Here is a 16,898-nt window from a genome sequence, read left to right on the forward strand (position 1 = left end):
ACAACGGGGGCCAGCGTTGGGGCCGCGGGTCGGCCTGGGTGGGCGGCCGTACAGGCAGTCCCGCTCCAGGCAATCGCTACTAACACACGATACTTCATGACAAAAGATAGGCTCGTAATTCTGAACAGAGCGTGTTTAAGCCACGACCGTTTAACTGAACGACTTAAATCATCAGGTTGGGGATTAAAAAGGTGTTTTCTTGGCCGTGGTGCCGGAAAGGACCCAGCGATAGCGCGACATTTTGCCCTCAGTGTACTCCCAGACTTCGGTTAATTGCAATTGGCCGGTGCGGTTCGGTGAAAACGTCTTGACCACTGAATCGGGGAATAACCACTTGTCGATTCGCCGGGGGCCATAGGACCGTTCCTTGAACCGCAAATAAGGCCCCTCGATGGCGTACTCACCCGTTGTATGTAAGACCTTTTTTCGGGTAATGCGTTGCCGCGTGCTACTGCACTGCGCTTTCTGAGAATTGGCGCGCGTGACCATGAAATAGGTGCCGTAAGCATCGTCATCATGCTCGTACTGTGTTTTGAGGGCAATGTCGTAATAATACTGGCCCACCAAAAGGTGGCGGGCCGGCCGTGTGTGCCACGTCAGTTCCCCACCAGCGAGGGCAGCGACAAAAGCAAATGCGAAAAGCCATTTCATTGCCTTAAAGAAACGCTCTTCTCAGCAAACCTTACTATACCAAGCCGGCTAGGAAGTGTTAACAGTCGCGTAGCCACAGGACGGTTGCAGCGAGGTGAATAAAGGCCAAAAAATGCGCATCGAGTTTGTCATACCGGGTGGCCACGCGGCGAAACTGCTTGAGGCGGCTGAAAAGGCGCTCAATGGGGTGACGTTGGGCGTAACGCGCCGCGTCGTAGCCCCGCGGGTAGCGGCGCTTGCACCGGGGCGGAATCACGGCACAGGTGCCGCGGGCAGCCAGGGTGGCCACGAGCGGGTCGGAATCGTAGCCCCGGTCGGCCACGAGGTAGGCCGGGGCCAGCCCGTCGAGCAGCGGCAGCGCTTGCGGGGCGTCGTGGCGCTGGCCGGCTGTCAGGCTGCCGCGCACGAACCGGCCCCCAGCGTCGGCCACCGCGTGCAGCTTGGTGGTCAATCCGCCGCGGCTACGCCCCAGGGCTTGCGGCCCGTTTTTTTGCGTGCCCCGCTCGCGTGTTGGTGCACCCGCACGGTGGTCGAGTCGACCAGCAGCGTGTGCAGCGCGTCGTCCTCTTGCACGGCGGCCAGCACCCGGGCCCACACGCCCGAGGCGGTCCAGCGCTGGAAGCGCGTGTATGTTGTGTGCCAGTTGCCCCACGCGGCCGGCAAGGCACGCCAGCGGCAGCCGTTGCGCAACAACCACAGCACCGCTTCTACAAAACGGCGGTTGTCCTGGCCCCGGCCACCTTTCGTGCCTTCCCGACCCGGCAGCAGCGGCGCGATGCGGGCCCACTGCGCGTCTGTGAGCAAATAATCCATACCCCAAATTAATACCTACTGTTAACACTTCCTAGTTCCAGTGCCAGCAGCAGAAAGCATATTGTTGCGTGTGTCGAGTTTATAAAACCCGTCTGCGAATCAACGTTTACGAAAAGAACGGAGTAGATGAGTTTCGTAAACTCCCGAAAAAAGCGAGAATCACTCATAACGAGGTACTGCGGTAGGCAACCATTCAAGTAATAATTGCCCCTGCCTGCAGCTGCCTATTCAACTTTACGGCCCTCATCACTGGCCTCTTTGCCAATCCAAATAGATTTCTGGTTGACAAACTCTCGGATGCCCAGATACGACAGCTCCCGCCCGTAGCCAGACTTCTTTACCCCGCCAAACGGCAGCTCCGGCATCGATTTCACCAAGCCGTTCACGAACACGGCGCCACTTTCTATCTGGCGGGCCAGGTCCTCGCCCTTTTTGGCATCCCGCGTCCACACCGCCGCGCCCAGGCCGAAGCGCGAGTCGTTGGCCAGGCGCACGGCATCGGCGGCGTTTTTGGCTTCGAGAACGAGTGCTACGGGGCCGAAAAACTCTTCGGTGTAGGCGCGTTGGCCGGGTTTGATGTTTGACAGAATCATGGGGCGGAAGAGGGCGGTGCCGGGCTTGGCCTGGCCGCCGTGCAGCTCCACTTTGGCGCCCTGGGCCACCGAGTCGTTCACCTGTTCGGTGAGCTCGTCGGCGAGGTCGGCGCGGGCCATAGGGCCGTACTGGGTGGCCGGGTCGAGCGGGTCGCCGGGGCGGAAGGCCAGCAGGTGAGTTTTCAGCTGGTTGATGAAGTCCTTGAGCACGGGCTTCTCCACGATGAAGCGCTTGGCCGCGATGCAGCTCTGGCCGCTGTTTATCATGCGGCTCTGGGCGGCGGTTTTAGCGGCCAGGGCCACGTCGGCATCGGCCAGCACAATGAAGGGGTCGGAGCCGCCCAGCTCCAGCACCATTTTCTTAATGTGCTGCCCGGCAATAGCACCCACCGAAGCGCCCGCGCCCTCGCTGCCGGTGAGCGTGGCGGCGCGCACCCGGTCGTCGGCCAGCAGCTTCTCCACCAAATCTGACCCAATCAGCAAGGTGCGGAAGCAGGCCGGCGGCAGGCCCGCGTCGTGAAAAATCTGCTCCAAAGCCAGGGCGCATTGCGGCACGTTTGAGGCGTGCTTGAGCAGGCCCACGTTGCCGGCCATCAGGGCCGGGGCGGCGAAGCGCACCACCTGCCACAGTGGGAAATTCCAGGGCATGATGGCCAGCACCACGCCCAGCGGCTGGTAGCTGATGAAGCTGCGGCCGGCGTCGGTGTCGATGAGCTCATCGGCCAGGAAGCCCTCGGCGCGCTCGGCGTAGAAGTCGCAGCAGGTGGCGCACTTCTGGGCTTCGGCGCGGCCGTCGGTCACGGGCTTGCCCATTTCGAGGGCCATGAGGCGGGCCAACTCGTCCTGGCGCTCGCGCAGCAGTGCGGCGGCGCGGCGCAGCACGCCGGCCCGGTGCGCCCAGGTGGTGGCTTGCCAGGCGGACGCCGCGCGGTGGGCCTGGCCCAGAATGCGCTCGGTTTTGGCCCAGCTGAAGGCCGGGAAGCGGCGCAGGCGGCGCCCGGTGTAGGGGTTGAGGGATTCGATGGGCATGGCGAGAACTGAAGAAGGGGCGGGGGAGAATGAAGTGGCCGGCCCGCGGCGCAAATATTCGTTCAACTTACATGGGCCTAGTTCGGTTGCGTATACCGTCGGGGCCGTCTAGCGCTATTTGCGGCGCCTGCGCGTATTTTCGTGCAGTTCCGGTGGTGCCGGCTGCGGCTTCATTTTCTCACTTTCAGTCACTCTTGTGTCGGATACTCCTTTAATTTCCCTGCCACCCGCCGCCGAGGCGGAGCTCGTCCGGCGCCTGCAGGCGCGCGACGAATCGGCCATGACGTTGTTCTACGACCGATATTCGGCCGCGCTCTACGGCGTCATCTTCCGCATCGTGAAGGCCGAAGACGAGGCCGAGGACGTGCTGCAGGAAGCGCTGGTCAAAATCTGGCACGCCTTTGCCAGCTACGACCCCAGCAAGGGCCGCCTCTTCACGTGGGTGCTCAACATTTGCCGAAATCTGAGCATCGACAAAATCCGCTCCCGACAGCACCGCGTAGGTAGCAAAACTCAGGGGCTGGACGACAGCCTGACCGCGCAGCGCCAGGCCGCGCCAACGGCCTTCCGCCCCGAGCACATTGGTTTGCAGGAAATCACCCAAAAACTGGTTCCCGAACAACGCCAGATTATTGACCTGCTCTACTTCGAGGGCTTCACCCAGAGTGAAGTGGCGGAGGAACTCAACATCCCGCTGGGGACGGTGAAAACCCGCGCCCGCACTGCCATCAAAGTCCTCAGCAAACTTATTCGCTAAACCAATCGTGGAAAACATCCAAGACTATATAGAATCGGGCATTCTGGAGCAGTACGCTCTCGGAGAGCTTTCGCCGGCCGAGCAGGCCGCCGTGGAAGGCATGGCTGCCCGGCACCCGGAGGTGAGCGAGGAGTTGCAGCAGGTTCAGCTTGCCTTCGGCGTGTACGCCGAAGCTCACTCCCTCGCCCCGCCGGCCGGCATGCGCGAACGCGTGCTGAGCAACGTAATGGCCCAGATTGCCGCGCCCGCCGCTGCTGCCCCCAACGTCTCGCTGCGCGCCGACCTCGACGCCGTGGCCCAAACCGCTACGAATCCGATTGCTCCCGTGGCCGGCGACGCCGTGGTGCGGCCTTTCACGCCGGCCGCCGATGCCCCGGAGCCTTCCCGCTCCATTTGGGCCATGGCTGCTTCGGTGGCCCTGCTGCTGAGTTTGGGCGCCAACTTCCTGCTGTATTCGCGCTGGAAAGACGCCAGCTCCGACCTCGTGGCCCTGCAAAACGAGCAGGCTCGCTTTGCCACCACCACTAACGTGCTGAACCGGCAAATGGGCGACCTGCGCCAGGAAAACCAGGTGCTGCGCAACGACGAATTCCGCGCCGTGGCCCTGGCCGGCACCAAAACTGCTCCCACGGCCCACGCCCGGGTGCTGTTCAACCCCGCCACGCACAAGGTATACGTCGACGTGAAAAGCCTGCCCGCGCTGCCGGCCGGCAAGCAGTACCAACTGTGGGCCCTCGACAAGGGCAAGCCAATTGACGCCGGGGTGCTGACGCTCGCCACCGCCACCGGCGAAGGCCTGCAGGCCATGAAGGACATTGCCAGCGCCCAAACCTTTGCCATGACCGTGGAGCCCGCCGGCGGCAGCGTGAACCCCACCCTGAGCACGATGACCGTGGTTGGCAACATCTAGCGGCCGCAACTCTCAACATTCGGAAGGCAGCTAACTTGCACCCGCTAACCGCATCCTAAACGTTACCGCCCGTTAGCCAGCCCGGCCGACGGGCGGTAATTGTTTATTTGTCTCACAGGTAATATCGAGCACATGCACGGCACCATTCTTACCCTGCTCAAGCGCTACGTGCAAACGCAATACGACCACAGCACCTGGGTGAAGCTGATGGAGCTTTCGGGGCTGGAGCACGTCGAGTTCGACCACAAAACCGCGTATCCCGATGAGCACCTGTACGCCCTGGTGGGCCACGCCGCCGAGATGACGGGGCTGTCGGCCGGTGAACTGCACGAGAAGTTCGGTGAGTACCTCGTGCCGGACCTCATGTACATGTACCAGAAGCTGCTGAAGCCCGAGTGGAAAACCCTGGACATGCTGGAGCACACCGAGCACACCATGCACCGGCAGGTGCGCCAGGAGCACGCCGAAAACGCCCCGCCCGTGCTCGACGTCACCCGCATCGGCCCCGACGAGTTGTACATCGACTACGTGTCGCCGCGCCGCATGGGCGGCTTGGCCGTGGGCATTGTGCGCGGGCTGGCCGCCTACTACGACGAAGCCGACCGCATCGACGTGATGCCCACTACCACCGAGGACGGGCAGCGGGTGCGCATTCACGTGCGCCGCACCTAACGCACGCCACACCTTTTATTTTTCCCAACCCCGCCAACACATGAGCAGCTACTACAACCCCGCCGACCTCGCCAAATTTGGAAAAATCAGCGACTGGCAGCCCGAGATGGGCCGCAAATTTTTCGACTACTACGGCGAAGTCTTTAAAGAAGGCGCCCTGACCGAGCGCGAAAAGTCGCTGATTGCGCTGGCCGTGGCGCACGTGGTGCAGTGCCCGTACTGCATCGATGCCTACACCTCCGACGCGCTGCAGAAAGGCGTGGACGAGACGGAAATGATGGAGGCCGTGCACGTGGGGGCCGCCATCAAGGGCGGGGCCACGCTGGTGCACGCCACCATGATGATGAACAAAGCCAAGGAGCTTTCCATGTAAACGGGCAGTGCAGTGCTGCTGTTGTTGAACCTATGTCGTTTGCCTTCGTCGCGTCTTCCTGCCTGCTTTTGGGCGTTTTCGGCCTGAGCAGCTGCGGCTCCGATGCGGCCGGGGAGGCGCGGCCCTCGGCGGCCTACCGCCGCATGCTGCAGCTGCTCTATAAGCACACCGTGCCCACGGTGGCGCCGGCCGCGCTGGCCCGCGCCCTGGCAGGGCCCGAGGCCCCGCTGCTGCTCGATGTGCGCACGCCCGCCGAGTACGGCGTGAGCCACCTGAGCGGCGCCCAACTGGTGCCCTACGACTCGGTGGCCACGCTGGATTTTGCGGGCGTGGACCGCCGCCGCCCGGTGGTGGTGTATTGCTCGGTGGGCGCCCGCAGCGAGCGCCTGGGCGAGCGGCTGCGCAGCCTGGGTTTCGAGCACGTGAGCAACCTCTACGGCGGCCTGTTTGAGTGGGTGAACGAGGGCTATCCGGTGGTGAACGCCCAGGGACCTACGCCCAATGTGCATCCGTATTCGGGGCTATGGGGTGCTTGGCTCCGGCGCGGCCGCAAAACGTATCAGTAGTCTAATTCGCTAATATTGGGGTGGCGTAAGGCCGTAGTCTCCCGTTGTCGCGTATGCATTCGCCGGCCCCTGGGCATCGCCTTTCCGAAGGTGCCAGCAGGCAACTGCATTTGCTGTTTCCATTTTACTGTTCTCCATGCCACGCTCGCCTTTCCGGACGGCTTTGTTTTCATTACTGTTCAGCACTAGCCTGGCCGGCTGCCGTGAGCCCTCCAACGAGCAGGCGACAGGCCGCGCGCCGGTTTCGGCGCAGGCCCTGCAGGCGGTGTTGCCGCACTTCGACCAGAACTGGGCCATGCGCAAGCTGTGGGAAGACGGCCTGGCCGAAGTGGCCACCTACGACGCCGAGCGCGTGGTGTACAAAAAGCCGCGCCGCTTCGAGTACACCATGATTACGGTGAAGGAGGAATTCAACCAGCAGTTCAACGTCAAAACCGACGACTACCAGCGCCAGGACTTGTTCCCGGTGATGAAAATCAACCAGTTTTGCGCCATTCCGGCCGACCAGTACCCGTACCACTACCTGACGTCGCTGTTTTTCCGGCGCGACCAGCCCGTGGCGCTCTACAAAATGACCACCTCCTCGCAGGAGTGGTGCGGCAACACGTTCAAGTCCATCATCGACGACGGCGTGAACTTTGAAATGTGGTACCACTCGTACTGGGACGGCGAAGGCAGCAACAACCGCGACCTGCGCCGCGACGTGTTTCTGGAAGACGCCTTGCCCTACACGCTGCGGAGCCTGAAATTTGACTCGCTGCCCGCGTTCAACCTGGTGGTGATGGACCTGCAGCAAACCAACCGCGCCAAGCCGCCGGTGTACTACCAGGCCCGCCTCAGCACAGCCGACGTGCCCGCCGATAAGCAGAACCCGGCCGCCTGGCGGGTAAACATCCAGCTGGCGCCTGACAAGGAAAACACCTACCTCTTCGCCAAGGAGTACCCCAACGTGCTGCTGCGCCAAACCACCTGGGACGGCCGCACGTTGCAGCTCAAGTCGCTGCGCCGCTTTGCCTACTGGCCCAAATAGTCTCAAGTACGGGCAATGGCCAGTCCGTTGCTACGCGGGCTCTTTAGCAAGCGGGAGTAGCTACTCTGAGGGTTCCGTTGTGTGCCGCCGGGTCAGCTCCCAGGCCAGCATGGCGTACATGCCGGCGTATTCCAGCGCCACCAGCCACAGGTTTTCGGTGTAGGCGGACGTGCGATAGGCCGCATACGAAAGCACCGCCAGCCCGCCCCACACCAGCGCGAAGCGAAACTGCGTGAACACGCTAACGCCCACCAGCAGCGTGAGGTACCAGGGATGCACGGTGGTGGCCAGGGCGTAGTAAGCCGTGAGCATTAGCAGCAATGCAGAGGGCAGCGCGGCCAGCGTGGGCCGCCGCTCGCGCCAGGCCAGGGCCAGTCCCAGCAGGCCGCTGGTGAAAGCCAGCGCCGGCCCGATGACGGCAATCTGATTATAAGTCGTGAGCCAGTAGCCCACGGGCCGCAGCAGGTAATACACGCTGGCGTTGAACTCGAAGCTGCGGAAGTAGAGCTTGAGGCTGCGGGCAATGTTCTCAAACAAATCAACCGACAGAAACGGGCCGAACAGCACCGCCAGCGTGCCCAGCGCAATGGCCGCGTAGGCGGCAAAGCGCCGGACGCCCAGGCGCCGCACCAGCAACGGCAGCACCAGCAGCGGCAGAAGCTTGGTGGCCACGCCCAGCCCCAGCGCCCCGGCCGAGGCCGCCCACTTTTGCCGGCTCAGCAGCCACAGCGCCAGCAGGATGAAGCCAAAAACCACCCCTTCGAAGTGCAGGTTGCCGGTGAGCTCCACGATGACGAGCGGGTGCAGCAGGTAGTGCAGGGCGCGCCGCGGTGGCCAGCCCAGCAGCGGCAGCAAGGCCAGCAGCAGCCAGGCCGTGCCCACCTCCGCCAGCAGCACGACCACGCGCAGGCAGGCCGCAAACCCGGCTTCGGAAGTGGGAAACAGCCGCGCCGCTGCGCCAAAGGCAAACTGGCACACCGGCGGGTACACCGAGTAGTAGTGCGGCGAATTAAGCTGCCGGTACAGCTGCTGCAGCTCGGGCAGCAAGGCAGCCCGGCGGGCGGCATCGGGCACGGCGCGGCGGGCACCGTCGGCAATCAGCTCATCGGGCCGAAAGCGGAAGGGGTTCACGCCCTGGCTCACCAGCAGGCCGTCCCAGCGGAAGCGGTACACGTCGTCGGACAGGGCCGGCTGAGCCGGCAGCCACAGCAGCCGAAACGCCAGCGCCGCCGCCAGGCCCCAGCGCACCGGCAGCCGGCTGCGCAACAGCCAGGCATAGGCGCCCAGCGCCACCGCAAACAGCCCCAGCAATTGCCCGAACTGCTGGCGGGGCGTGGCGTAGGCCAGGGCCGCGTAGGCGCCGCCCGAAAGCAGCAGCGCCGCGCACTGCGAAAGCGAAGGAAACTTAGCGGGCATGGCGCACCGAATAGTAGAAAATGGCCGCGAAGCCCAAGGTCAGCAGGCTGTGAAAGGGCAACAGGCCGAAGTCATCGAAGTAAATGCCCGCCCCGAGGCCGAAGGCAAAATACGCGGCCAGCAGGCCTTCGAGGGCCACCAGCGGGCCCATGCCGCCCGTGCGATAACGCCGGCGCCGGGCCACCGGCGCCGTGCCAGCCTTGGGGGTGCGCACAAACGGCGTGCGCCGGCCCAGCCAGCCCAGTATCACGGCGCGGGCATTGTGCAGCGCCAGGCCCATCGAGACCGACAAAAACAGCAGAAAGAAGCCCGGGTAGCGCCACAGCGGCTTATCAGGGTGCGCCAGGCGCCAGGCCGAATAATAGTAGTAGATAAGCGGCGTGAAGCCCACCAGAAACACCGACGCCAGCTGAAACACCACCTTGTACTCGCGGAACTGGGCCCGCACAAACACCAGTGGCACGCTGAGCAGCGCCATGACCATGATGACGACGTACACCGAGCTGTTGAGCAGGTGAAACGAGGCCTGCAGCTTCACGCCCAGCGGCTGCGCCGAGCGCCACACGGGCCCCAGGTGCTTGTGGGCGGTCTCGGCCGCGCCCTTGGTCCAGCGGAACTGCTGCGACTTGAGGGCGTCCATCACGGCGGGCAGCTCGGCGGGGGCCACTATCTCGGGGCGGTACACGAAGCGCCAGCCGCGCAGCTGGGCGCGGTAGCTGAGGTCCAGGTCTTCGGTGAGGGTGTCGGTGTGCCAGCCGCCGGCGTCGTCGATACAACTGCGCCGCCACACGCCGCCGGTGCCGTTGAAGTTTATAAAGAAGCCCGCAAACGTGCGTCCCACTTGCTCAATCAGAAAGTGCGCATCGAGCCCGAAAGCCTGCAGGCGGGTGAGCAGCGACTCGTTTTCGTTGAGGTGGCCCCAGCGCGTTTGCACCACGCCGATGCGCTCATCCTGCAGGAAATAGGGAATTGTACGCCGCAGAAAATCAGCCTCGGGCACAAAGTCAGCGTCGAAAATGGCCACATACTCGCCGTCGGTCTCCAGCAGCCCATCGCGCAGGGCGCCGGCCTTGAAGCCTTCGCGGTTGATGCGGTGCACGTGGCTGATGCGCAGGCCGCGGGCGGCGTGGTGGGCCACACGCGCAGCTGCCAGGCCCACGGTGGCGTCGGTGGAGTCATCTAGCACCTGAATGTGCAGCAGCTCCGGCGGGTAGTCGAGGGCAGCGGTGGCGTCGATGACGCGCTCCACCACGTTTTGCTCGTTGTAGAGCGGCAGCTGCACCGTCATGCGGGCCACGCGGCCGGCACCGGCGGAGCAGGGGCGGGCCGCGTGGCATAGGCGCGCCGGGCCAGGCGCGTGAGCTGCCATTGCCCCACGCTAAATCCCAAAATAAACAGCAGGCACAGCCCGTAGAGCACCACCAGCAAAAGAGGCAGAACGGGCATCAACGGGAAAGCAACAAAGAGTGGAGTAGTCTAAAAACGTTTGTCATCCTGAGCTTGCGAAGGACCTTATCACGCCTGCGCCATTAATGAGGTTAGTGTTCAGTCGTGATAAGGTCCTTCGCAAGCTCAGGATGACAGACGTTTGCGTAATGCATTACCAATACCGGAAAATGGTCCATAGAATTTTGTAGCCGGCACCCAGCGTGCCGCGCACCGTGCCCGACACCTTGCTGGTGCCAATGCGCTTGCGGTAGCGCACGGGCACTTCCACCACCCGCAGGCCCTGGCGGAAGGCCTTCACCTGCATCTCCACCGTCCAGCCGTAGGTTTTGTCTTCCATGCCGATGGCGAGCAGGGCGGGGGCCAGCACGGCCCGGAAGGGCCCCAGGTCGGTGACGTTGCCGCGGTAGCGCAGGTTGAGCAACCGGGCCGCCAGCCAGTTGCCAAAGCGCTGCTGGGGCAGCAGGGCGCCTTTTTCGCGCTCGCCCAGGGCCCGGGAGCCTATCACGAGGTCGGCCTCGCCGCGCAGCAGCGGCGCCAGCAGGTCAGGCATTTGGTCGGGGAAATCGGAGTGGTCACCGTCGAGAAATACGACGATGTCGGGCTGCTCGGATTGGGGCTTGCCGAAGACGTAGGCCATGCCCGCCAGGCAGGCGTTGCCGTAGCCGGGGCGGGGCTCGCGCAGCACGGTGGCGCCGGCGGCCCGGGCCGCGGCGCTGGTGTCGTCGGTCGAGTTGTTGTCGACCACCACCACTTCCTGCACCAGGCCGACCGGTATTTCGGCCAGCACCAGGCCTATGGCGTTGGCTTCGTTGTGGGCCGGGATGATGACGCTGATGCGAGGTTGGGGCATGAAAGGGAGGCGCAGAAATCAGCCGCCGCCAAACAAAACAGGGCTTTTGGTGCTCTATGCACCACAAAGATGCCCCCGCGGCCGTAAAGCCGCACCGTGCCGCCACCGTGCGGCCCTTTCCCTTAGCTCCCAACCGTATGCTCCAGGTAGGACAACTTGCCCCCGATTTCACGCTCACCACCACTACCGGCGCCACCTTTCGCCTGTCCGAAAAGCGCGGCCGCCACGTGGTGCTGTACTTCTACCCCAAAGACGATACCCCCGGCTGCACCGCCGAAGCCTGCTCGTTTCGCGACCAGTACGAAGATTTCAAAGACCTCGGCGCCGAAGTGGTGGGCGTGAGCTCCGACAGCGAGGCCTCGCACCAGAAATTCACCCAGAAGCACCGCCTGCCCTTCGAACTCCTGGCCGATGCCGACGGCAAGGTGCGCAAGCTCTACGAGGTGCCCCGCGCCCTGCTGGGCCTGCTGCCCGGCCGCGTCACGTTTGTAATTGACAAGCAAGGCGTTATCCAATACATCTTCAATTCCCTCAGCGGCGCCACCGACCACGTAAGCAACGCCAGGAAAGTGCTGGAAGGACTGCCTGAGTAGGCCGCGCTTCCAACATTTTATTTGGGCTAGGCCGGGTTTTTCAAGTACCGACGAGGGTTTTGGCGTAGACGCAACTTCACCTCCTGAATTTGTGATGCCTCGTTTCCTCCTCTTTCTACTGCTGCCCCTGTTGCTGAGCGGCGCGCCGGCTTGGTCCCAAACGGCCCCGCTCAATGCCACGCTGGACGGGTATGAGTATCCGTTTGCAGTTAAAATACTGCCCTTGAAAATTGAAGGCCAGGCCCTGCGCATGGCCTACATGGACGTGCCCGCCACGGCCCGGGCCAACGGCCGCACCGTGGTGCTGCTGCACGGCAAAAATTTCTTCGGGGCCTACTGGCGCGAAACCATTCGGACATTGGCGGCGGCCGGCTTTCGCGTGGTGGTGCCCGACCAGATTGGCTTCGGCAAATCCGACAAGGCCGACATTCATTATTCCTTTCACCAACTGGCCCGCAACACGAAGCACTTGCTCGATACGCTGGGGGTGAAAAAGGCAATCGTGGTGGGCCACAGCATGGGCGGCATGCTGGCCACGCGCTTTGCCCTGCTCTATCCGGAAGCCACCGAAAAGCTGGTACTCGAAAACCCCATCGGGCTAGAGGACTACCGCGTGGGCGTGCCCTTTCAGACCGTGGACCAGGCCGAAGCCACCGAGCGGAAAAGCACCGAAGCCAGCATTCGCAAATACCACGCGACGTATTACCCCAACGGCTACCCGGCCGCCCACGACCAATGGCTGCTGCCGCTGGCGGCACAAACCACAAGCCCCGATTTTCCGAAAGTGGCGCGGGCCAACGGCCTCACTTTTGAGATGATATACCAGCAGCCGGTGAGCTACGAATTCAACCGCATTGCCGTGCCCACGCTGCTCATCATCGGCCAGGCCGACCGCACCGTGGTGGGCAAGGGCCTGATAAAAGACCCCAAAACGCTGGCTCAAATGGGCCAGTATCCGAACCTGGGTCGCCGCACCGCCGCCCAAATAAAAGGCGCGAAGCTGGTGGAGCTGCCCAACGTGGGCCACATCCCGCACCTGGAAGTATCAGCGCAGTTTCACAAAGCCTTGCTGACTTTTCTACAATAGAAGATGCTGAGCCTTAGCGGCGCGCGCCAAGGACTGGGCTGATAGGCCGATAATCTCAGGGCGACGGCTTGGGCAATAGTTGCCTGTAATTGGGGGGCGGTTAGTAGCAGTGGATATGGTCTCAGTAGTCAGTAAATGAGCGGGTATGCTTGGCTTATGCATCAGCTTGTTTGTATTTTTGCGCCGTGAAACGCGGGTTGCTAAAAGCCAATTGCTACCGCCACTACTCCGTACTCTGCCGCTATGCCCGAATTATTTATAGAGATGTTTAGGCGCGCGCAGCAGGAAAAACGCCTGCTCGGCGTGCGCACCACCCAATCGGATGGCCGCTTTTCGGTGGGCTACGTCATCAACTTCAGCGACGAGCTGATGATGATGCGCGTCATCAACCGCGACGGCATGCAAACCGGCATCCAGTCCTTCAACATCGAGGAAATCTTCCAGTTGGATTTTGATGACCGGTACATTCGCAACATCGAAATCAAGGAAGACAACCGCGACAAAGTATACGCCGGCATCAAGTCGCCGGCGTTCATAGAGCAAGAGTATCTCACCATTCCGCTGCTGTTGTCGCGTGCCCAGGAAGCCGGGCAGCTTGTGTACCTCACCTCGCAGGTGGGGGCCGATTTGTACGGCTACATCCGGCAGTACACCGAGCAGGAGCTGCTGCTCGAATGCTACACCGAATACGGCGAGCCCGACGGCCTGACCGTGCTGCGCGTCGAAAACATCCGCAGCTTCGTGTGGAGCGACGAAGACACCCGCATGATTGAGCTGCACCTCAAGCGCCGGCAGCAGCAGGGCTAAAATGGCCCAGCGCAGCTGCTAGGAAAGGATGCGCAGCGAGTCGGCATGAATCAGCGGCGAAGCCTGGTAGCGGCCCTCACGCGGGCCGTTTTCCAGATTGAGCACGCCGCGGGGGCAAGCCGTGCTGCACAGGCCGCAGCCCACGCACGCGGCCCGAATGATGGGCTCGCCGCGCTGGGCGTATTGCTTCACGTCGATGCCCATCTCGCACACGTTGGAGCAGTTGCCGCACGAGATGCACTGCCCGCCGTTGGTGCTGATGCGGAAACGGGAAAAATGCTTTTGCAGCAGGCCCAGGTAGGCCGCCATGGGGCAGCCGAAGCGGCACCACACCCGCGAGCCCATGATGGGGTAGAAGCCCACCCCAATCACGCCCGAAAACACCGAGCCGATGGCGAAGCCATACCATTTGGCCGCCACCCTGCCGGCCTCGCCCAGCAGGGTGCTGCCCGTGGCAAAATGCACCCACAGCAAGGCCGTGATGGCTACGATAAGGCCCAGAATGGGGTAGATGAGCCGGACTTCCCAGCGCCAAGCGGCGCGGCTTTTGTCGGAAAGTTGGCGGTAGGGGTCGCCGGCGGTTTCGGCCAGGCCGCCGCAGCCGCACACCCACGAGCAGTACCAGCGCTTGCCGAAGAAATAGGTGAGCACCGGCGTGGCCAGCAGCGACATCACCGCGCCCCAAAACACCATGAACACGCCCAGCCCCCCGTTTTGCAGCAGCGACGTGACAGTGCCCGGAAACAGGTAGTCGTACTTCAGCGGCCAGAAATACGAGAAGTAAAATTCGGGCTGCTGGAAAAAGAGCAGCACGCCCGGGATGAGGAAGGAAAAGCCCAGCTGAAAAAACATCACCGAGGCCGTGCGGATGAGCTGGTAGCGCGAGTGCCGGTATTTCCACAGGGCCCGGCCGCCCATGAGCAGCACGGCCAGCGTGTAGAAGGTGCCGTAGAGAAACCACTGGTCGGCAGGCCGGGCGCGCAGCCACTGGCTGAAGCCATCGAGGGCGTGCACGAGGTTGTTGAGGGGGCCGAAGTGACCGTGGCCGTCATCGCCGCTGTACCAGTACAGCACCACGTAGAAGCCCGTGAGCACCAACCCCGTCACCCAGGCCACGGCGCCGCGCCCGGTGCTGGCGCGCAGCCAGAGGTTGTCGTGCTGCACCCCGGCGGGCCGGCCGCCAAATTTCAGCCAGCTCCAGGCCAGCGTGCCGCTGCTCACCAGCGCCACCGCCAGGTAAAACCACAGCCGTTGCCGGCTGGGGTTGGCGTCGGCCAGGGCCAAGAGCAGGGCGAGCAGGCCACCTGCCACCACGGCCAGCGTGAGCTTTTCGGCTGGGGGAGCAGTGGGCAGAGGGGGCGCGATGGTCATGTTGGGGTATAAGGTTTATTAAATGGCTGTCATGCTGAGCAGAGCGAAGGACCTTCTCAGGTTCGGGTGGACTGCATTGCTGCTCATCGTTCTGGCGTGAGAAGGTCCTTCGCTCTGCTCAGGATGACAGTTATGTTGGTCGTGGCACCAGCTAGTGGCACCTTCAAGCTCCCTTCTCAATGATGGTGATGGTGATGCGGCTCATCGGGCTTGCCGAAGACGTTTTTCAGCGTGCCGAGAATGTACAAAGCCGTCCAACACACGTACAGCCAATTGAAGCCCTCGGGGGTGTGGCCCACGAAGAAGTGCAGAATCAGGTGCGCGCCGGCGCTCATCAGCAGGCCGGTGAGGGCGATGAACTGGAAGCTGTTGAGGGCCGAAGGCCGGTAAAGTTTGGAGAAGTCCACGGAAAAGCGGGGGATTAAATGTGCGAGGGCAACAGGCGTCCTAACAGACCTTTGCGCTGCTTCAGGGCCACGGGCAGCTGCGGAAATTGGCGGTTGAAGGCCGCAAGCATGGCCGGCTCGTGCTGCGGGAAAAACTCGGGGTCAAAATTAGCCGCTCCCAGGTGAGCCAGCACAGTCGTCACGGGCGCCTGCGCCAGTATCCACTGCTCGCACACGGCCTGGCGCAGGCGCAAGCCCAAGGCGTTAAACCCCAGCACGGTGTGCGGCGCAGCAACCCCGAAGTACACCCGCACCGCCGCCCGGCCCGACGGGTGTTCCCAATAGAAGCTCGCCACGCCCGGCACTGGCCCGGCGGGCGCCGCGCCGTAGGTCTGGTATTCGAGGTTGAAGAACTTGGCCGAGTTGAACCAGACGCCGCGGCGGTAGGCGGTGGGCTGCCCGCAGAGGGAGTGCGCCACGGTTTCGCCCTGCATGCGGCCCGTGTACCAGAGCTGCTCGATGGGCACCTGGCCGGCGCTGGGCCGGCGGTGCTGGGCGCAGTCGCCAGCCGCCCACACGTTGGGCACGCTGGTGCGCAGGTACTCGTCGACGAGGATGCCGCGGTCGGTTTCCACAGCCGGGTCGGTGCGGGCGAGGGTTAGGTTGGGGGTAACGCCCACGGCCAGGCCCACCCACTGACAGGGTATCTCTTCGCCGGCGCTGGTGCGTACGGCGCACACGCGCCCCTCGGTGTCGCCCAGAATTTCGGCCAGCTCGGTGCGGTAGCGTACTGGCACGTGGTTTTCCTCAAACTGCCGGTCTACCAGGTTGGCTTCCTCCGGCGGTAGCACCGAGGCCCAGTAGTGCGCGTCGCGCACCAATACCACGGGTTCGATGCCGCGGGAGTGCAGCATTTCGGCTAGTTCCACGCCGATGAGGCCGCCGCCCACCACCACGCCCCGGCTGATGCCGTGAGTGTCTCGGGCCATGGCGTCGAGGTCGGGGAGGCCGTAGAGGCCTTGCACGCCGGCCAGGTGCTGGCCGGGCCAGTCGGGGCGGCGGCTTTCGGAGCCGGTGGCCAGCAGCAGCTGGTCGTAGGCGAGGGTGGTGCCGTTGTCGAGGGTGAGGCGGTTGTCGCGGGTGCTGAGGGCGGTGGCGGTAGCGTGCACCAGGGTGAGGCGGTTTTCCTGCCAGAACCAGTCTTCGTAGGGCTTGATGTCCTGCGGGCGCAGGTGGCCCATGTACACGTACATCAGGGCAGTGCGCGAATAGTGGTGGGCGCTTTCGCCCGACACCAGCGTGATGTGCGCCTCGGGCTGCAGCCGCCGCACGGCCAGCGCGCACGACACGCCGGTGATGCCATTGCCAACAATTACCAAGTGCATGCGATGGGTGTGAGAGAGGTCAAAGGCCAAATGTAGAGCTTCTGCTGCACCCACAGCGTGGGGCTCGGCCGCGCCGGCACGGCAGTAGCGCCCCGGGGCTGGCCATCTACGCAAGGCCGCGGGCCCGTGGTTTGGCCGGGGGCGTAACGGAAAGCACCGG

19 protein-coding genes are annotated in these 16,898 nt (G+C 63.5%); 9 read left to right on the forward strand and 10 right to left on the reverse strand.

Annotated features, from left to right (window positions below):
- Positions 1–183: 183 nt before the first annotated feature.
- The 3 genes from MUN81_RS11100 to MUN81_RS11110 all read right to left on the reverse strand — a co-directional run bounded on the left by MUN81_RS11100 (position 184) and on the right by MUN81_RS11110 (position 3,086).
- A complete protein-coding gene (locus MUN81_RS11100; protein WP_245110379.1) occupies positions 184–651 on the reverse strand; it encodes a hypothetical protein in 468 nt (155 codons plus the stop codon).
- Positions 652–709: 58 nt separating this feature from the next.
- A protein-coding gene (locus MUN81_RS11105) for an IS5 family transposase (RefSeq protein WP_245110381.1) occupies positions 710–1,464 on the reverse strand; the annotation gives its coding sequence in 2 pieces (ribosomal slippage) (positions 710–1,134 and positions 1,134–1,464; 756 coding nt in all).
- Positions 1,465–1,688: 224 nt separating this feature from the next.
- On the reverse strand, positions 1,689–3,086 hold the full coding sequence (locus MUN81_RS11110) for an NAD-dependent succinate-semialdehyde dehydrogenase (protein ID WP_245110382.1): 1,398 nt from the start codon (positions 3,084–3,086) through the stop codon (positions 1,689–1,691).
- Positions 3,087–3,282: 196 nt separating this feature from the next.
- Here MUN81_RS11110 and MUN81_RS11115 point away from each other — a divergent pair, with 196 nt between their 5' ends.
- The 6 genes from MUN81_RS11115 (at position 3,283) to MUN81_RS11140 (ending at position 7,394) form a co-directional block, all read left to right on the forward strand.
- Positions 3,283–3,843: a sigma-70 family RNA polymerase sigma factor gene (locus MUN81_RS11115; protein WP_245110384.1), complete on the forward strand. Its 561-nt coding sequence runs from the start codon at positions 3,283–3,285 to the stop codon at positions 3,841–3,843.
- Between the two features lie 7 nt (positions 3,844–3,850).
- Positions 3,851–4,753 carry an anti-sigma factor gene (locus MUN81_RS11120; RefSeq protein WP_245110386.1) on the forward strand — a complete coding sequence of 301 codons (903 nt, stop codon included), beginning with the start codon at positions 3,851–3,853 and terminating at the stop codon, positions 4,751–4,753.
- Between the two features lie 132 nt (positions 4,754–4,885).
- Positions 4,886–5,425 carry a heme NO-binding domain-containing protein gene (locus MUN81_RS11125; RefSeq protein WP_245110388.1) on the forward strand — a complete coding sequence of 180 codons (540 nt, stop codon included), beginning with the start codon at positions 4,886–4,888 and terminating at the stop codon, positions 5,423–5,425.
- A 40-nt stretch (positions 5,426–5,465) separates the two neighbouring features.
- Positions 5,466–5,798 carry an arsenosugar biosynthesis-associated peroxidase-like protein gene (locus MUN81_RS11130; protein WP_245110389.1) on the forward strand — a complete coding sequence of 111 codons (333 nt, stop codon included), beginning with the start codon at positions 5,466–5,468 and terminating at the stop codon, positions 5,796–5,798.
- 32 nt (positions 5,799–5,830) lie between these two features.
- Complete coding sequence (locus MUN81_RS11135; protein WP_245110391.1) at positions 5,831–6,364, forward strand: rhodanese-like domain-containing protein; 534 nt, start codon at positions 5,831–5,833, stop codon at positions 6,362–6,364.
- 136 nt (positions 6,365–6,500) lie between these two features.
- Positions 6,501–7,394, forward strand: coding sequence for a hypothetical protein (locus tag MUN81_RS11140; RefSeq protein ID WP_245110393.1), 894 nt, complete (start codon positions 6,501–6,503; stop codon positions 7,392–7,394).
- A 60-nt stretch (positions 7,395–7,454) separates the two neighbouring features.
- On the opposite strand, the gene MUN81_RS11145 is transcribed toward MUN81_RS11140, so the two are convergent.
- From MUN81_RS11145 to MUN81_RS11160, 4 genes are all read right to left on the reverse strand, one after another.
- Complete coding sequence (locus tag MUN81_RS11145) at positions 7,455–8,810, reverse strand: glycosyltransferase 87 family protein (protein WP_245110395.1); 1,356 nt, start codon at positions 8,808–8,810, stop codon at positions 7,455–7,457.
- The gene (locus tag MUN81_RS11150; protein ID WP_245110396.1) at positions 8,800–10,098 is read right to left on the reverse strand and encodes a glycosyltransferase; all 1,299 of its coding nucleotides are present in this window, start codon (positions 10,096–10,098) and stop codon (positions 8,800–8,802) included. Before MUN81_RS11150 ends, MUN81_RS11145 begins: the two co-directional genes overlap by 11 nt.
- The gene (locus tag MUN81_RS11155; protein WP_245110398.1) at positions 10,095–10,256 is read right to left on the reverse strand and encodes a hypothetical protein; all 162 of its coding nucleotides are present in this window, start codon (positions 10,254–10,256) and stop codon (positions 10,095–10,097) included. Before MUN81_RS11155 ends, MUN81_RS11150 begins: the two co-directional genes overlap by 4 nt.
- Before the next feature lie 154 nt (positions 10,257–10,410).
- Positions 10,411–11,109: a glycosyltransferase family 2 protein gene (locus MUN81_RS11160; RefSeq protein WP_245110400.1), complete on the reverse strand. Its 699-nt coding sequence runs from the start codon at positions 11,107–11,109 to the stop codon at positions 10,411–10,413.
- A 137-nt stretch (positions 11,110–11,246) separates the two neighbouring features.
- Between MUN81_RS11160 and MUN81_RS11165 the strand changes: the two genes are divergently transcribed.
- The 3 genes from MUN81_RS11165 (at position 11,247) to MUN81_RS11175 (ending at position 13,596) form a co-directional block, all read left to right on the forward strand.
- Complete coding sequence (locus MUN81_RS11165; protein ID WP_245110401.1) at positions 11,247–11,702, forward strand: peroxiredoxin; 456 nt, start codon at positions 11,247–11,249, stop codon at positions 11,700–11,702.
- 94 nt (positions 11,703–11,796) lie between these two features.
- A complete protein-coding gene (locus MUN81_RS11170; protein WP_245110402.1) occupies positions 11,797–12,789 on the forward strand; it encodes an alpha/beta hydrolase in 993 nt (330 codons plus the stop codon).
- A 243-nt stretch (positions 12,790–13,032) separates the two neighbouring features.
- Positions 13,033–13,596, forward strand: a complete 564-nt coding sequence (locus MUN81_RS11175) for a hypothetical protein (RefSeq protein ID WP_245110404.1) — start codon at positions 13,033–13,035, stop codon at positions 13,594–13,596.
- Positions 13,597–13,614: 18 nt separating this feature from the next.
- Here the strand turns inward: MUN81_RS11175 and MUN81_RS11180 are convergent, their stop codons facing one another.
- The 3 genes from MUN81_RS11180 to MUN81_RS11190 all read right to left on the reverse strand — a co-directional run bounded on the left by MUN81_RS11180 (position 13,615) and on the right by MUN81_RS11190 (position 16,738).
- Positions 13,615–14,967: a 4Fe-4S dicluster domain-containing protein gene (locus MUN81_RS11180; RefSeq protein ID WP_245110406.1), complete on the reverse strand. Its 1,353-nt coding sequence runs from the start codon at positions 14,965–14,967 to the stop codon at positions 13,615–13,617.
- Between the two features lie 176 nt (positions 14,968–15,143).
- Positions 15,144–15,374 carry a hypothetical protein gene (locus tag MUN81_RS11185; protein WP_245110408.1) on the reverse strand — a complete coding sequence of 77 codons (231 nt, stop codon included), beginning with the start codon at positions 15,372–15,374 and terminating at the stop codon, positions 15,144–15,146.
- Between the two features lie 14 nt (positions 15,375–15,388).
- Positions 15,389–16,738, reverse strand: coding sequence for an FAD-dependent oxidoreductase (locus MUN81_RS11190; RefSeq protein ID WP_245110409.1), 1,350 nt, complete (start codon positions 16,736–16,738; stop codon positions 15,389–15,391).
- Positions 16,739–16,898 lie beyond the last annotated feature (160 nt).

The sequence above is a fragment of the Hymenobacter sp. 5317J-9 genome, assembly GCF_022921075.1.
Classification (GTDB): Bacteria; Bacteroidota; Bacteroidia; order Cytophagales; family Hymenobacteraceae; genus Hymenobacter.

Coding starts and splice junctions, on each gene's coding strand:
- MUN81_RS11100 (WP_245110379.1), bottom strand. CDS start 651: ATGAAATGGCTTTTCGCATTTGCTTTTGTCGCTGCCCTCGCTGGTGGG.
- MUN81_RS11110 (WP_245110382.1), bottom strand. CDS start 3,086: ATGCCCATCGAATCCCTCAACCCCTACACCGGGCGCCGCCTGCGCCGC.
- MUN81_RS11125 (WP_245110388.1), top strand. CDS start 4,886: ATGCACGGCACCATTCTTACCCTGCTCAAGCGCTACGTGCAAACGCAA.
- MUN81_RS11130 (WP_245110389.1), top strand. CDS start 5,466: ATGAGCAGCTACTACAACCCCGCCGACCTCGCCAAATTTGGAAAAATC.
- MUN81_RS11135 (WP_245110391.1), top strand. CDS start 5,831: ATGTCGTTTGCCTTCGTCGCGTCTTCCTGCCTGCTTTTGGGCGTTTTC.
- MUN81_RS11140 (WP_245110393.1), top strand. CDS start 6,501: ATGCCACGCTCGCCTTTCCGGACGGCTTTGTTTTCATTACTGTTCAGC.
- MUN81_RS11145 (WP_245110395.1), bottom strand. CDS start 8,810: ATGCCCGCTAAGTTTCCTTCGCTTTCGCAGTGCGCGGCGCTGCTGCTT.
- MUN81_RS11150 (WP_245110396.1), bottom strand. CDS start 10,098: ATGACGGTGCAGCTGCCGCTCTACAACGAGCAAAACGTGGTGGAGCGC.
- MUN81_RS11155 (WP_245110398.1), bottom strand. CDS start 10,256: ATGCCCGTTCTGCCTCTTTTGCTGGTGGTGCTCTACGGGCTGTGCCTG.
- MUN81_RS11160 (WP_245110400.1), bottom strand. CDS start 11,109: ATGCCCCAACCTCGCATCAGCGTCATCATCCCGGCCCACAACGAAGCC.
- MUN81_RS11165 (WP_245110401.1), top strand. CDS start 11,247: ATGCTCCAGGTAGGACAACTTGCCCCCGATTTCACGCTCACCACCACT.
- MUN81_RS11170 (WP_245110402.1), top strand. CDS start 11,797: ATGCCTCGTTTCCTCCTCTTTCTACTGCTGCCCCTGTTGCTGAGCGGC.
- MUN81_RS11175 (WP_245110404.1), top strand. CDS start 13,033: ATGCCCGAATTATTTATAGAGATGTTTAGGCGCGCGCAGCAGGAAAAA.
- MUN81_RS11180 (WP_245110406.1), bottom strand. CDS start 14,967: ATGACCATCGCGCCCCCTCTGCCCACTGCTCCCCCAGCCGAAAAGCTC.
- MUN81_RS11190 (WP_245110409.1), bottom strand. CDS start 16,738: ATGCACTTGGTAATTGTTGGCAATGGCATCACCGGCGTGTCGTGCGCG.